Below are 13914 nucleotides of genomic sequence, written 5' to 3'. Positions count from 1 at the left end.
ACGCACACCGGCCCGTTCCCCAACCGTGCAGATCACGGCGAAAACATCCCCTTGACCTGCCGTGATCAGATTCTCAGAGAACCGTTTGTCACGCGACAACGGGCATCGCCGATACCATGCCTACAGGCATCAGGCTCCACGACACGCAGAGGTGCGGGGACCGACAGCGACGACGAGCGAGGGGAGAGGCAGACATGGGTTTGGTCGGCCGCTTCGAACGCAGACTCGAGTCGAGCATCGGCGACGCGTTCGCCCGCGTGTTCGGCGGTGCGATCGTGCCGCAGGAAGTCGAGGCGATGCTCCAGGGTGAAGCCGAGGCCAAGGTGCGCCAACTGGGCGGCGGCCATATTTTGGCACCGAACGCCTACGTCATTACCCTCAGTGTGCCGGACTATCAGAAGGTGAGCGCCGACCCCGACCTCACGTCGACCAGTTTTGCCAGACACCTGGAGGGATACATCCATGACCAAGGATGGCAAACGTATGGTGAGGTGGTCGTCAGATTCGAACCGTCACCGAACCTGCACACCGGCCAATTCCGCGTACGTGGAGCGGTCGATCCCGACTCGACCGACCGAGACTCGACGGGCGCACCCGCCCCACAACCAGACCGCGCGAACACCGCAGAACCAGGAGTTCCTCCGATGACTGACAACCCGAGCCATCGCGGCGGCGGCCAGGGACCAGGCCAGCAGCCCGGCGACGAGTACTACGACTACGGCCGCCAGGGCGAGGAGCCCCGCCGTCCGCAGCCTCCCGAGCAGGGTGGATACCCGCCTCAGGGCCCCCCGGCGCCCGGCTACCCCCCGCGGCAGCCCGGCTACGAGCAGGGTGGTTACCCGGAGCAGGGTGGCTACGAGCAGGGTGGCTACCCCGAGCAGGGCTACCCGGCACCGTCCTATGAGCAGCGTCCGCCGGCTGGCGGTTACGGCCAGCCCCCCGCGGGCGGCTACACCGAGGGTTACCCGCCGGCCCAGGGTGGCTACGGCGCGCCCGCTGGCGGTTACCCCGCTCCCGGCGCTCCCGCCGGCGACTATGACTACGGCCGTCAGGCCCCGCGCCACGACGACTACGGTCGGCCCGAGGCGCGTCCGGCCTACCCGGACCAGGGCGGGTATCCCGAGCAGGGTGGCTACGCCGACCAGGGCGGCTACCCGGACCAGGGCGGCTACCCCGACCAGGGCGGATACGGCGGTCAGGCCTACCGTCAGGACTACGGCCAGCCCGGATACGGCGAGCAGCAGTACGGCCAGCCGGCCGCACCCGCGGGCTACGGCGACCAGGGTTACGGCGGCGGCTACGCCGACGCGGGCTACGGCCAGCAGGGTGGTTACGGCGCGGGATACGCCGCTGCCGGTGTCGCCGGCGCCAACGTGACGCTGCAGCTCGACGACGGCAGCGGCCGTACCTACCAGCTGCGCGAGGGCGCCAACGTGATCGGCCGCGGTCAGGACGCTCAGTTCCGGCTGCCTGACACCGGGGTCTCGCGTCGCCACCTGGAGATCCGCTGGGATGGGCAGGTCGCGCTGCTGTCGGACCTCAACTCCACCAACGGCACCACCGTGAACAACGCGCCGGTCCAGGAGTGGCAGCTGGCCGACGGCGACGTGATTCGACTGGGTCATTCCGAGATCGTCGTTCGGGTTCACTGAGGACGCGAACGGGTCACGGCCCCGCGAAGTCTGTTCGCTTCCCGCTCACTCCGATCCCAGCACCCAGTATCGTGACGTTGCCGACGGTGACCGAGCAGATCCGCTGGCAGGAGTGACACGGCCCGTGGCTCGGTGCAGAGGTTGGGTGCCACAGCGGGACGGTGACGGAAGGGACGTCGGATGCAGGGGCTAGTTCTGCAGCTGACGCGCGTCGGTTTCCTATTGCTCCTGTGGCTGTTCATCTGGGCGGTGCTGCGGACCCTTCGGACCGACATCTACGCACCCACCGGTGCCGTCATGGTCAAGCGTGGGCTCGCGCTGCGGGGCACACTGCTGCCCAGCCGTCAGCATCGCAGCGTCGTCCGGCAGCTCGTCGTCACCGAGGGCGCCCTGACGGGCACACGCATCACCCTGGGCACTCAGCCGGTGCTCATCGGCCGCGCCGATGACTCCACGCTCGTACTCACTGATGACTACGCCTCAACACGGCACGCACGGCTGTCCCAGCGAGGGACGGAATGGTACGTAGAAGACCTAGGATCGACCAACGGCACATACCTTGACAGGGCGAAGGTGACGACAGCGGTAAGGGTTCCGATGGGGACGCCGGTTCGAGTCGGCAAGACGGTAATCGAGCTGCGCCCGTGACACTCGTCCTCCGCTACGCGGCGCGCAGTGACCGCGGCCTGGTCCGGGCCAACAACGAGGACTCCGTGTACGCCGGCGCGCGCCTGCTGGCCCTCGCCGACGGCATGGGCGGGCATGCGGCGGGTGAGGTGGCCTCACAGCTGGTCATCGCCGCGCTGGCTCATCTCGACGACGACGAGCCGGGCGGCGATCTGCTCAGTCAGCTCAACAACGCCGTGCACGAGGGCAACTCGGCGATCGCCGCACACGTCGAGGCCGATCCCGAGCTCGAGGGCATGGGGACCACGCTGACCGCGATCCTGTTCGCGGGCAACCGCCTTGGGCTCGTCCACGTCGGTGACTCCCGGGGCTATCTGCTTCGCGACGGCGAGCTCACCCAGATCACCAAGGACGACACGTTCGTCCAAACCCTGGTCGACGAGGGCCGCATCACCGCCGAGGAGGCACACAGTCACCCGCAGCGTTCGCTGATCATGCGGGCGCTGACGGGTCACGAGGTCGAGCCCACACTCATCGTGCGCGAGGCCAAGGTCGGCGACCGCTACCTGCTGTGTTCGGACGGGCTGTCGGACCCGGTCAGTCACGAGACCATCCAGGACGCGCTGCAGATCGAGGACGTCGCCGAAAGCGCGGACCGGCTCATCGAATTGGCGCTGCGCGGCGGCGGCCCCGACAACGTCACCGTGGTGGTCGCCGACGTCGTCGACCACGGGTACGGCCAGACCCAGCCCATCCTGGCCGGCGCGGTGTCCGGCAACGACGACCAGTCCGTGCCGCCCAACACCGCCGCCGGACGCGCATCGGCGTTCAACCCGAAGCGCGCCACACCCACCAAGCGCCCCGCCGTCGAGCCCGAGTCGGCGAAGAAGCCGCGCTCGCGCCGCAAGATCCTCATCATCGCGATCCTGCTGATCCTGCTCGTCGCCGCCGGATTGTTCGTGGGGCGCATGGTGATTCGCAGCAACTACTACGTCGCCGAGCATGACGGCGCCGTCTACATCATGCGTGGCGTGCAAGGCTCGCTGCTCGGTATGCCGCTGCAGCAGCCGTTCCGCATCGCCTGCCTCGACAACCGCAACGACATCCGGATCATCGCCGCCGACGACGACCGCTCCAACTGCCAGCCGCTCAAGGTCAGCGACCTGCGCCAGTCCGAGCGCGCGCAGGTTGCGGCCGGTCTGCCCGCGGGCAGCGTCGACGACGCCATCCGCCAGCTTCGGGATCTCGGGCCGTCCTCGCTCCTGCCGATCTGCGCACCGGCGCCGCCGACGACGACCACCACCGCACCCCGCCCGACAGCGGGGGGTACCCCCACCACCACAACTCCTCGCGGGCCACTGCCCGGTCCGGCGCCGGAGACACCGAAGACCGTCAGCACCCCGGCGCCACCGCCGCCGGCATCACCCGCACCCCCGCCCACGCCGTCGCCGACCGTGACGGCGCTGCCTCCCCCACCGCAGGAGCCGGGCACCACTTGCCGGGCGGTGTCATGAGCACCGCGCCGCAGGCCGCCGTCACCGTAGTTCCGCCAATGCCCAACCGGCGCAACGCCGAACTGGTCCTGCTCGCCTTCGCTGGCATCATCACGACGGTCGCGCTGCTCATCGTGGAGGCCAACCAGGAACAGGGCCTGAGTTGGGATCTGCTGCAGTACGCCGTCGCCTACCTCGCACTGTTCACCGGTGCGCACCTGGCGGTCCGTCGCTTCGCGCCCTACGCCGACCCGCTTCTGCTGCCCGTCGTCGCGCTGCTGAATGGCTTGGGGCTGGTGATGATTCACCGCCTCGACCTCGCCGCCGGCCCGTTGGCCTCGGGTGCAGCTCGCGGTCCCAGCGCCAACCAGCAGATGCTGTGGACATTGGTCGGCGTTGTCGCGTTCTCGCTCGTCATCATCTTCCTGCGGGACCACCGCGTGCTCGCCCGCTACGGCTACATCTGCGGCCTGACCGGCCTCGTGCTGCTGCTGATTCCGGCGCTGCTGCCCAGCCAGTACTCCGAGCAGGGCGGCGCGAAGATCTGGATTCGGCTGCCCGGCTTCTCGATTCAGCCCGCAGAGTTCTCCAAGATCCTGCTGCTCATCTTCTTCGCCGCGGTCCTGGTGTCCAAGCGCAGCCTCTTCACCAGCGCCGGCAAGCACGTGCTCGGCATGAACCTCCCGCGACCGCGTGACCTCGCGCCGCTGCTCGCGGCGTGGGTGGCCTCGATCGGCGTCATGGTCTTCGAGAAGGACCTCGGCACGTCGCTTCTGCTTTACGCGTCGTTCCTCGTCCTGGTGTACATCGCCACCGACCGGATCAGCTGGGTCCTGTTGGGGCTCACCCTGTTCGCCGCGGGCAGCGTCGTGGCCTACTTCGCGTTCAGCCACGTCCAGACCCGCGTGCAGAACTGGCTCGACCCGTTCGCCGACCCCGACGGCGCCGGCTACCAGATGGTGCAGTCGCTGTTCAGCTTCGCCACCGGTGGCATCTTCGGCACCGGTCTGGGCAACGGCCAGCCCGGCACCGTGCCCGCGGCGTCCACCGACTTCATCATCGCCGCCATCGGCGAGGAGCTCGGCCTGGTCGGCTTCGCCGGCGTCCTGATGCTCTACACGATCCTGATCGTGCGCGGCATGCGCACCGCGATCGCCGTGCGTGACAGCTTCGGCAAGCTCCTGGCCGCCGGACTGGCCTCCACGCTGGCCATCCAGTTGTTCATCGTGGTCGGCGGCGTCACCAAGCTCATTCCGCTCACCGGCCTGACCACCCCGTGGATGTCCTACGGCGGCTCCTCGCTGCTGGCCAACTACGTGCTGCTGGCCATCCTGATGGTCATCTCGCACTCTGCCCGTCGTCCGATCTCCGACGCCGGGCCCAATCCGACACCGATCGCCGCCGCCAAGACGGAGGTGATCTCGAAGGTATGAACACCTCCCTGCGTCGCATCTCCGTGGCGATCATGGCGCTGATCGTGCTGCTGCTGGGCAACGCCACGTTGACCCAGGTCTTCACCGCCGACGGTCTGCGGTCGGACCCTCGCAATCAGCGCGTCCTGCTCGACGAGTACTCCCGCCAGCGGGGCCAGATCACCGCCGGCGGCCAGCTGCTGGCGTACTCGGTGTCCACCAACGGGCACTTTCGGTTCCTGCGGGTGTATCCCACGCCTCAGGCCTATGCGCCAGTGACCGGCTTCTACTCGCTTCGGTACTCCAGCACGGGCCTGGAGCGGGCCGAGGACTCAGTGCTCAACGGCTCCGATGAACGCCTCTTCGGCAGGCGGCTGGCCGACTTCTTCACCGGCCGTGACCCCCGTGGCGGGAACGTCGGCACCACGATCAACCCGCAGGTGCAGCTGGCCGCGTGGGAGGCCATCTCGGAGGCCTGCAACGGCCCGTGCAAGGGCTCGGTGGTGGCGCTGGAGCCCTCGACCGGCAAGATCCTGGCGATGGTGTCCTCACCGTCCTACGACCCGAACGTGCTGTCGTCGCACGACGTCGACTCGCAGTCCGAGGCGTGGGAGCGGCTGCGTGACGACCCGAACTCGCCGCTGGTGAACCGCGCGATCTCGGAGACCTACCCGCCCGGGTCCACGTTCAAGGTCATCACCACCGCGGCAGCGCTTGCGGCCGGTGCCAACCCCGACACCCAGCTCACGTCCGCGGCTCGGATTCCGTTGCCCGACAGCACCGCAACGCTGGAGAACTACGGCGGCTCGGCGTGCGGCAACGGCCCGACCACCTCCCTGCGGGAGGCGTTCGCCAAGTCGTGCAACACCGCCTTCGTCCAGCTCGGCATCGACACCGGCGCCGACGCGCTGCGCAGCACGGCGCAGGCCTTCGGCATCGACACCCCCACACCACCAATTCCGCTGCCGGTGGTCGAGTCCACCGTCGGACCGATCAGCGACGGCGCCGCTCTCGGCATGTCCAGCATCGGGCAGCGGGATGTCGCACTCACTCCGCTGCAGAACGCCGTCGTGGCCGCGACCGTCGCCAATGACGGCGTCGCCATGGACCCGTATCTGGTCGCCGATCTCAAGGGGCCCGACCTGTCCAATATCGCCACGACGACCCCGCACGAGGCACGCCGAGCGGTGTCTTCCCAGGTCGCCACTACACTTACGGACCTGATGATTGACGCCGAAAAGGTGACTCAACAGAAGGGGGCCATCGCCGGCGTGCAGATCGCATCCAAGACCGGTACGGCGGAGCACGGGACCGACCCCCGAAACACACCGCCACATGCCTGGTACATCGCGTTTGCGCCGGCCAGGGCGCCCAAGGTGGCCGTTGCCGTCCTCGTGGAGAATGGTGGCGACCGTTTGTCCGCCACCGGCGGGGCACTGGCTGCACCGATCGGCCGGGCCACCATCGCCGCTGCGCTGCGGGAGGAATCATGAGCGCGCGCGTCGGAGTGACGCTGTCCGACCGTTACCGGTTGCAGCGACTCATCGCCACCGGCGGCATGGGTCAGGTCTGGGAGGGCCTCGACAGCCGACTGGGACGTCAGGTCGCCATCAAGGTCCTCAAGGCCGAGTACTCGACGGACCCCGAGTTCGTCGAGCGTTTCCGCGCCGAGGCGCGCACCGTGGCGATGCTCAACCACCCCGGCATCGCGAGCGTGTACGACTACGGCGAGACCGAGCTCGACGGTGAGGGCCGCACCGCCTACCTGGTGATGGAGCTCGTCAACGGCGAACCGCTCAACGCGGTCATCAAGCGCACCGGCCGACTGTCGCTGCGGCACGCGCTCGACATGCTCGAGCAGACCGGCCGCGCGCTGCAGGTCGCGCACACTGCCGGACTGGTGCACCGCGACGTCAAGCCAGGCAACATCATGATCACGCCCACCGGGCAGGTGAAGCTCACCGACTTCGGTATCGCCAAGGCTGTCGACGCGGCACCGGTGACGCAGACCGGCATGGTGATGGGCACCGCCCAGTACATCGCGCCCGAGCAGGCCCTCGGCCACGACGCCACCGCTGCCAGCGACGTGTACTCGCTGGGAGTCGTTGGCTACGAGTCGGTTTCGGGTCGCCGTCCGTTCACCGGCGACGGTGCGCTGACGGTCGCCATGAAGCACATCAAGGAGCAGCCGGCACCGCTGCCCGCCGATCTGCCGCCGAACGTGCGCGAGCTCATCGAGATCACCCTGGCCAAGTCCCCGGGCCTTCGGTACAGCACCGGCGGCGCGTTCGCCGACGCCGTCGCCGCGGTGCGTGCGGGACGACGCCCACCGCGGCCCAACCAGGCGCCGACCATCGGCCGGGCCACACCCGCGGCGATCCCGTCGGGTGCGCAGGCCCGCTCCGCCGCCGACTTCTCGAGCAAGCCGCCCACCGCGGCTCGGCCGCGTCCGGCGACCGGCAATCACCGGCCGGCACCTCCACCGCGGCGCACCTTCTCCTCGGGACAGCGGGCCCTGCTGTGGGCAGCCGGTGTGCTCGGGGCGCTCGCCATCGTCATCGCGATCCTGATCGTGCTCAACGCCCAGGACCGCAAGGACAACCAGCCGTCGCCGACGACGATCACCAACACGAGCACCACGATCGTGCCACCGCCGTCGCCATCCGCCATGCCCGCGCCGTCCTGGCAGGGCCCTGATTGGACCGATCCGGGTCTGATCAGGGAAGGTGGGGTCCAAGCCGCGGCCCATTCCGAAGCCGCGCACGAGCAGACAAACCGATGACTACGCCCCAGCACCTGTCTGACCGCTACGAACTCGGTGACATCCTCGGGTTCGGCGGCATGTCCGAGGTCCACCTCGCACGCGACACGCGGTTACACCGCGACGTCGCGGTCAAGGTGCTGCGCGCAGACCTGGCCCGCGACCCGAGCTTCTATCTGCGGTTCCGCCGCGAGGCGCAGAACGCCGCCGCGCTGAACCATCCCGCGATCGTCGCTGTGTACGACACGGGGGAGGCCGAGACCGCGACCGGTCCGCTGCCCTACATCGTCATGGAGTACGTCGACGGCGTCACGCTGCGCGACATCGTGCACACCGAGGGTCCGATGGAGCCGCGACGTGCCCTCGAGGTCATCGCCGACGCCTGCCAGGCGCTGAACTTCAGCCACCAGCACGGCATCATCCACCGCGACGTCAAGCCCGCCAACATCATGATCAGCAAGGGCGGCGCTGTGAAGGTGATGGACTTCGGCATCGCCCGCGCGCTGGCCGACACCGGCAACAGCGTGACCCAGACGGCCGCTGTCATCGGCACCGCGCAGTACCTCTCACCCGAGCAGGCGCGCGGCGAGAAGGTCGACTCGCGGTCCGACGTCTACTCGCTGGGCTGCGTGCTGTACGAGATGCTGACCGGTGAGCCGCCCTTCGTCGGCGATTCGCCCGTCGCGGTCGCCTACCAGCACGTCCGCGAGGATCCGGTGCCACCGTCGGCCCGGCACGCCGGTATCAGCCCCGAACTCGACGCCGTCGTGCTCAAGGCGCTGGCGAAGAACCCGGAGAACCGCTACCAGTCGGCCGCCGAGATGCGCACCGATCTGATCCGCGTGCACAGCGGTGAGCCGCCCGAGGCACCCAAGGTGTTCACCGATGCCGAGCGCACCTCGATGCTGGCGGCCGCGCCGTCGCACGGGCGTGGTGAGTCCACGGCTCACATGCCCGCACAACGGGGCTATGCGCCTCCTCCCGAGCGCAACACCGCGGTCAAGCGCTGGCTGCTGGTCGTGGCGATCCTGGCCGTGCTGACCGTGGTCGTCACGGTCGGCATCAACATGATCGGCGGCAGCCCGCGTGATCAGCAGGTGCCCGACGTGGCGGGGCAGTCCTATCAGGACGCCACCGCAGATCTTCAGAATCGTGGCTTTGAGGTGGATCAGCGTCCGGAGGACAGTTCCACGGTGGGCCCCGAGCTCGTCATCAAGACAGAACCCGAGGCGGGATCGGCAGTCGCCGCGGGCGACCGGATCACTATCGTCGTCTCGTCCGGCCCGAAGCAGCGCGAGGTACCGGACGTCAAGAGCATGACGCCCGATCAGGCGGAGGAGAAGCTGCGCGACGCGGGCTTCGAGCGGATCAAGCGGACGCTGTCCGCGTCACTGCCCGAGCAGAAGGACCGGGTCATCGCGACCAATCCGTCTGCCAACTCCACCTCGGCGATCACCAATGAGATCACGATCATCGTGGGGTCGGGCCCGGGTAGCAGGCTGGTCCCGGACTGCGCGGGGCTCAGCTTCGACGACTGCGACCGGCTGGTCAAGCAGTCCGGCTTCCCGAACACCATTCGCATCGACATCGACAGCTCGAAGCGCTCGGGCGAGGTCGTTGGCACCAATCCGGCATCCGGACAGAACGTTCCGACGGACACCCTGATCCAGATTCAGGTGTCGCGCGGCAACCAGTTCGTCATGCCCTCGCTACGAGGCCAGTTCTGGGTGGACGCCGAACCGCTCCTGCGGGGTTCCTACGGCTGGACCGGCGAGCTGATCAAGTTGCCCAACGCGCAGAACAGCGGCGTGCCGAGCAACGGGATTGTCGATCAGTCCCCGGCGGCAGGCACCCCGACCAACTTCGACGCTCCGATCACGCTGAGCTTCGCGCAGTAGCCGCGCGAACGGTGTCGGCGACCTCCTGCTCGAGCTGACGCACCAGACCCTCGGCGGGCGCCTGCCCACACAACTCGAGCCAGTTGGCCAGCATCCGGTGGCCGCCCTCGGTGAGGATCGACTCGGGGTGGAACTGCACGCCGTGGATGGGCAGATCGACGTGCCGAACCGCCATGATCACACCGCCGGTGGTGCGCGCGGTGACCTCGAGAACCTCCGGCAGAGTCTCGGGCAGGATGGTCAGCGAGTGGTACCGGGTCGCGGTGAAGGGATCCGGAAGTCCCTTCAGCACACCGACATTCGTGTGATTCACGGTGCTGGTCTTACCGTGCAGGAGCTCGGGCGCACGATCCACTGTGCCGCCGAACGCCACCCCGATGGCCTGGTGGCCGAGGCAGACGCCCAGCAGCGGTGTGGCCGAGGCCGCGCACGCGCGCACCAACGGAATGGACGCGCCGGCGCGCTCGGGGGTGCCGGGGCCGGGGCTCAGCAGGATGCCGTCGTAGCGTGCCGCGACGGCATCCGGGTCGGCCAGCCGCTCATCGTCATTGCGCCACACCTGCGCGTCCACGCCCAGCTGACCGAGGTACTGGACGAGGTTGAACACGAAGCTGTCGTAATTGTCGACGACGAGAACCTGCATCAGGCCAGGTTACTGGGTGCGTCGAGGCCTTTTGCGTCCCGCCTGCGGCGGCGTCAGTAACCGAGCGGACCCGCGGGCGTGGCGTAGCGCATCCGCACCGGTGCGGTGTGGCCGACGACGTCGACCTGGGGCTTGGGCGCTTCGGTGTAGCCCAGACCGAACCGCATCACATACTGGCGATACAGGTTGACCAGGGGAGCGGCTGCCAGGGCGGCCTGCATCGCGGGCACGTCGCCGATGGCGGTGATCACGTACGGCGGGCTGTAGGTGCGCCCGTTGAGCAGCAGCGTGTTGCCGACGCACCGGGGCGCCGACGTCCCGATGATCCGCTGGTCCTGCATCTGTATGGCCTCGGCGCCCGAGCCCCACAGGGCGTTGAGCACTGCCTGCACGTCCTGCTGGTGTACCACGAGGTCATCGGGGGAGGCATCCCCTGGAAACCTGCCTTCGGCGTCGCGTTGTGCGTCATTCAGCGTGATCACCAGACCCGGTCCTCGGACCGGATCGACACCGGCCGCCGCGGCGAGAGCGTCGGCTCGGCCCGTGATCGCGTGGAGGGCGGCGTCGGCACCCGGGCTGCCACCGTGATGGTTGTCGATCTCGGACACCATCGCGTCACGTTGGGCGGACAGCCGGTCCACCGACTGCTGGGCCTCGCGGACCAGGTCGACCAGCCGCGGTGCGTCGCTGCGCCGGATCTCGTCACCACCGGAGACGGTGTGGGTGGTCGCCAGCAGGAGGCCAGCGCACAAACAGACGATGGGGACGCCGAACCGCCAGAACGACCGCCGGTGTGGTGGTGCCTCTGCCGCCGGCGCCTGGGCGTGGTCGCCGGCTGGCGGCGTGGACTGACTAGCTGCCATCGGGTCCTCCTCCCGGGTCGTCAGGGTTCTCGGCTGGGCGGTCCGCTGAGATAGGCTCTGACTGCATCTGCTCCATCGTCGCACCGCACCGTCGAAGTGGCGCCAACCCGTCCGAAGGTACCCATGCCCAAGTCAAAGGTCCGCAAGAAGAACGACTTCACCGTCAACCCGGTGAGCCGCACCCCGGTGAAGGTGAAAGCGGGACCGTCGAGCGTGTGGTTCGTCTCACTCTTCATCGGCCTGATGCTGCTCGGTCTGGTGTGGTTGCTGGTGTTCCAGCTCGCCGCGACCAATCCTGTGGACGCACCCAGCTGGCTCACCTGGATGGCCAATCTGGCGCAGTGGAACTACGCGATTGCGTTTGCCTTCATGATCACTGGCCTGTTGCTCACCATGCGGTGGCGGTGACGACGAATGACGCGAGGTTGTATTCAAGTTGGCCGCGATGCGTTCGGCCGCTGGCAACCTGGTCGTCACGCAATCACATCGTTGTGATTCATCCCCATTGTGGATAGCACCTGTGGATAACTCGATTACCCACGCTTAAAGGGGGTTGAGAGTCAATGCAGCAAACTCAGTGGGGCCCACGCACCGGTGGTGTGGTGGCTTGCGGAATCTTCGGCACTGTGATGGCAATCGCCGCTGTGACCGTAGTCACAGACCCTCCCGGACGTGTCCTAGCCGGGGTTGCCGCTGTCGGATTGCTCACGTTCGCAAGCATGTCCTGGCGCGCCCGACCAAAGCTGGCAATCACCGGTGAGGGGCTTGTGGTCCGCGGCTGGTGGCGCACGCAGATATTGCGACCCGCCGACATCGGCGCCGTGCGCATCACGGAGTTCCGTCGCATCGGACGCAAGGTCCGCATGCTGGAGATCGACGTGGTGGAGGGCGATCGCCTGCTGGTCTTCACCCGCTGGGATCTGGGCACAGACCCACTCGAGGTCCTCGACGCGCTGACCGCGGCCGGTTACGCCCGATAGCTCCAGACACGCGAAATGGCTGCTCCCGAGCTGGCCGGGGCAGCCATTTCGTGTGTTTCGGCCGAAGTTCCTAGGAGATGGTCACGGATTCGATGACGACGGGCTCGGTGGGACGGTCGCCGCGGTCGACAGCGGTGCCGGCGATGGCGTCGACGACCTTCTGCGACTCCGGATCGACGACCTCACCGAAGATGGTGTGCTTACGGTTCAGGTGCGGCGTCTTGCCAACCGTGATGAAGAACTGCGAGCCATTGGTGCCCGGGCCGGCGTTGGCCATCGCCAGGAGGTAGGGCTTGTCGAAGGCGAGCTCGGGATGGAACTCGTCATCGAAGGTGTAGCCCGGTCCGCCGCGGCCGGTGCCGGTCGGGTCGCCGCCCTGGATCATGAAGCCGGAGATGACGCGGTGGAACACGGCGCCGTCGTAGAACGGGCCTGTGGCGCCACCAGAGGCGTTCTCGGTGCTGTAGTCCTTGTTGCCCTGGGCCAGGCCAACGAAGTTTCCGACGGTCTTCGGCGCGTGATTGCCGAAGAGTGCGATCTTGATGTCGCCGCGGTTGGTGTGCAGTGTCGCGGTCGCTGTCTGAATGGGGCTCGTCACGGGAACCCAGTGTGCCATTCGCATTTCCGCGCCGGATGCCGCCCCCGCCCGAATAGGGTTGGCTGGGTGTGTTCCACCCGCCCGACCGCAGAGAGGTTGCGCCAATGAGCTCCAAGACGACCGTCGAACGGTTGAGTCCCCGGCAGCGGCTGGCCCGCGGTCTGAAGTACTCCACCCTGGGCCCTGTCGACGTCACCAGGGGAGCGCTGGGCCTCGGTGTGGACTCCGCCCAGTCCTCCGCTGCCTGGGTGCGAGATCGCTACCGCAGCGGCAGACTGCGCCACGATCTGGCGGCGGCACAGGCGGCGATCGTCACCGAGCTCGCGGCCGCGCAGGAAGTGGTCAGCGGACTACCCCTGGCGCTGCAGGAGGCACGCCATTCCAAGCGCCGGCCACGGCCACTGGTGCTCATCGCGGTGGGGGCTGCGGTCCTGGCGGTCGGCGCGGTGACGTTCTCGATCATTCGACGTTCGACGCAACCCGAGCCCTCGCCCCGGCCACCGAGCGTTGAGGTGACACCGCGGCCCTGAGGACGCGCCGCGGTGCGGTGACATAGCGCTCACGGTGACGAAGTGCGAGTGGCAGGCGCCGTCACTGCTCACTCAACGGAGAAGACGAAAGAATTGTGGAGCCTAGGAGATTCGAACTCCTGACATCTGCCTTGCAAAGGCAGCGCTCTACCAACTGAGCTAAGGCCCCTAGGGGTTGGCGGGGTCGGCCGCCGTATGCCATACCTCGACGCCGCGTCGCGACCGCCAGACGACCACAGCCGCAGTTGCGGCGATGATCAGCAACACCAATTTCACGGTGCACCCTTCCGGTGACCACGCCGGGCGGGCCGGCATTTCCGTGGGCCTAGGAGGACTCGAACCTCCGACCTCTTCGTTATCAGCGAAGCGCTCTAACCACCTGAGCTATAGGCCCGTTTTATCCATCCGGACGAGCGGTGAGATTACCGCAACGCCTGCCTAGCACCCAAACCACCAT

13 protein-coding genes and 2 tRNA genes are annotated in these 13914 nt (G+C 68.0%); 10 read left to right on the top strand and 5 right to left on the bottom strand.

Going from position 1 to position 13914, the window contains the following annotated elements; all coding sequences use genetic code 11:
* Positions 1-194: 194 nt before the first annotated feature.
* The 7 genes from ABIA65_RS03805 to pknB all read left to right on the top strand — a co-directional run bounded on the left by ABIA65_RS03805 (position 195) and on the right by pknB (position 9843).
* On the top strand, positions 195-1652 hold the full coding sequence (locus ABIA65_RS03805; protein WP_354522668.1) for an FhaA domain-containing protein: 1458 nt from the start codon (positions 195-197) through the stop codon (positions 1650-1652).
* A gap of 180 nt (positions 1653-1832) precedes the next feature.
* A complete protein-coding gene (locus ABIA65_RS03800; RefSeq protein ID WP_241402241.1) occupies positions 1833-2300 on the top strand; it encodes an FHA domain-containing protein FhaB/FipA in 468 nt (155 codons plus the stop codon).
* The gene (locus ABIA65_RS03795; protein ID WP_354522667.1) at positions 2297-3793 is read left to right on the top strand and encodes a PP2C family protein-serine/threonine phosphatase; all 1497 of its coding nucleotides are present in this window, start codon (positions 2297-2299) and stop codon (positions 3791-3793) included. Before ABIA65_RS03800 ends, ABIA65_RS03795 begins: the two co-directional genes overlap by 4 nt.
* Positions 3790-5205, top strand: a complete 1416-nt coding sequence (locus ABIA65_RS03790) for a peptidoglycan glycosyltransferase RodA (RefSeq protein WP_354522666.1) — start codon at positions 3790-3792, stop codon at positions 5203-5205. The genes ABIA65_RS03795 and ABIA65_RS03790 overlap by 4 nt, the downstream gene beginning before the upstream one ends.
* Positions 5202-6677 carry a D,D-transpeptidase PbpA gene (gene pbpA / locus ABIA65_RS03785; RefSeq protein WP_241402244.1) on the top strand — a complete coding sequence of 492 codons (1476 nt, stop codon included), beginning with the start codon at positions 5202-5204 and terminating at the stop codon, positions 6675-6677. Before ABIA65_RS03790 ends, pbpA begins: the two co-directional genes overlap by 4 nt.
* Positions 6674-7966, top strand: a complete 1293-nt coding sequence (locus ABIA65_RS03780; RefSeq protein WP_241402245.1) for a protein kinase domain-containing protein — start codon at positions 6674-6676, stop codon at positions 7964-7966. The genes pbpA and ABIA65_RS03780 overlap by 4 nt, the downstream gene beginning before the upstream one ends.
* Positions 7963-9843, top strand: a complete 1881-nt coding sequence (gene pknB / locus ABIA65_RS03775; RefSeq protein ID WP_241402246.1) for a Stk1 family PASTA domain-containing Ser/Thr kinase — start codon at positions 7963-7965, stop codon at positions 9841-9843. The genes ABIA65_RS03780 and pknB overlap by 4 nt, the downstream gene beginning before the upstream one ends.
* On the opposite strand, the gene ABIA65_RS03770 is transcribed toward pknB, so the two are convergent.
* Both ABIA65_RS03770 and ABIA65_RS03765 read right to left on the bottom strand, forming a co-directional pair.
* A complete protein-coding gene (locus tag ABIA65_RS03770; protein WP_241402247.1) occupies positions 9821-10486 on the bottom strand; it encodes an aminodeoxychorismate/anthranilate synthase component II in 666 nt (221 codons plus the stop codon). The genes pknB and ABIA65_RS03770 overlap by 23 nt on opposite strands.
* A 53-nt stretch (positions 10487-10539) precedes the next feature.
* Complete coding sequence (locus tag ABIA65_RS03765) at positions 10540-11349, bottom strand: DUF881 domain-containing protein (RefSeq protein ID WP_354522664.1); 810 nt, start codon at positions 11347-11349, stop codon at positions 10540-10542.
* Between the two features lie 123 nt (positions 11350-11472).
* Between ABIA65_RS03765 and crgA the strand changes: the two genes are divergently transcribed.
* Both crgA and ABIA65_RS03755 read left to right on the top strand, forming a co-directional pair.
* Positions 11473-11757 carry a cell division protein CrgA gene (gene crgA, locus ABIA65_RS03760; protein ID WP_241402249.1) on the top strand — a complete coding sequence of 95 codons (285 nt, stop codon included), beginning with the start codon at positions 11473-11475 and terminating at the stop codon, positions 11755-11757.
* 155 nt (positions 11758-11912) lie between these two features.
* Positions 11913-12329: a PH domain-containing protein gene (locus ABIA65_RS03755; RefSeq protein ID WP_241402250.1), complete on the top strand. Its 417-nt coding sequence runs from the start codon at positions 11913-11915 to the stop codon at positions 12327-12329.
* 70 nt (positions 12330-12399) lie between these two features.
* Here the strand turns inward: ABIA65_RS03755 and ABIA65_RS03750 are convergent, their stop codons facing one another.
* Positions 12400-12945: a peptidylprolyl isomerase gene (locus ABIA65_RS03750; RefSeq protein WP_354522663.1), complete on the bottom strand. Its 546-nt coding sequence runs from the start codon at positions 12943-12945 to the stop codon at positions 12400-12402.
* An 86-nt stretch (positions 12946-13031) separates the two neighbouring features.
* On the opposite strand from ABIA65_RS03750, the gene cwsA reads away from it, so the two are divergent.
* A complete protein-coding gene (gene cwsA / locus ABIA65_RS03745) occupies positions 13032-13457 on the top strand; it encodes a cell wall synthesis protein CwsA (RefSeq protein WP_241402252.1) in 426 nt (141 codons plus the stop codon).
* A gap of 96 nt (positions 13458-13553) precedes the next feature.
* Here the strand turns inward: cwsA and ABIA65_RS03740 are convergent.
* Positions 13554-13626: transfer RNA gene (locus ABIA65_RS03740), tRNA-Ala, on the bottom strand.
* 151 nt (positions 13627-13777) lie between these two features.
* Positions 13778-13851 (bottom strand) — tRNA-Ile (locus tag ABIA65_RS03735).
* Between the last annotated feature and the right edge of the window lie 63 nt (positions 13852-13914).

It is taken from the genome of Mycolicibacterium sp. 624 (assembly GCF_040548615.1).
Lineage (GTDB): Bacteria > Actinomycetota > Actinomycetes > Mycobacteriales > Mycobacteriaceae > Mycobacterium.
Note: the sequence above shows the minus strand (reverse complement) of the source record. Positions and strands in the feature narration are given on the sequence as shown.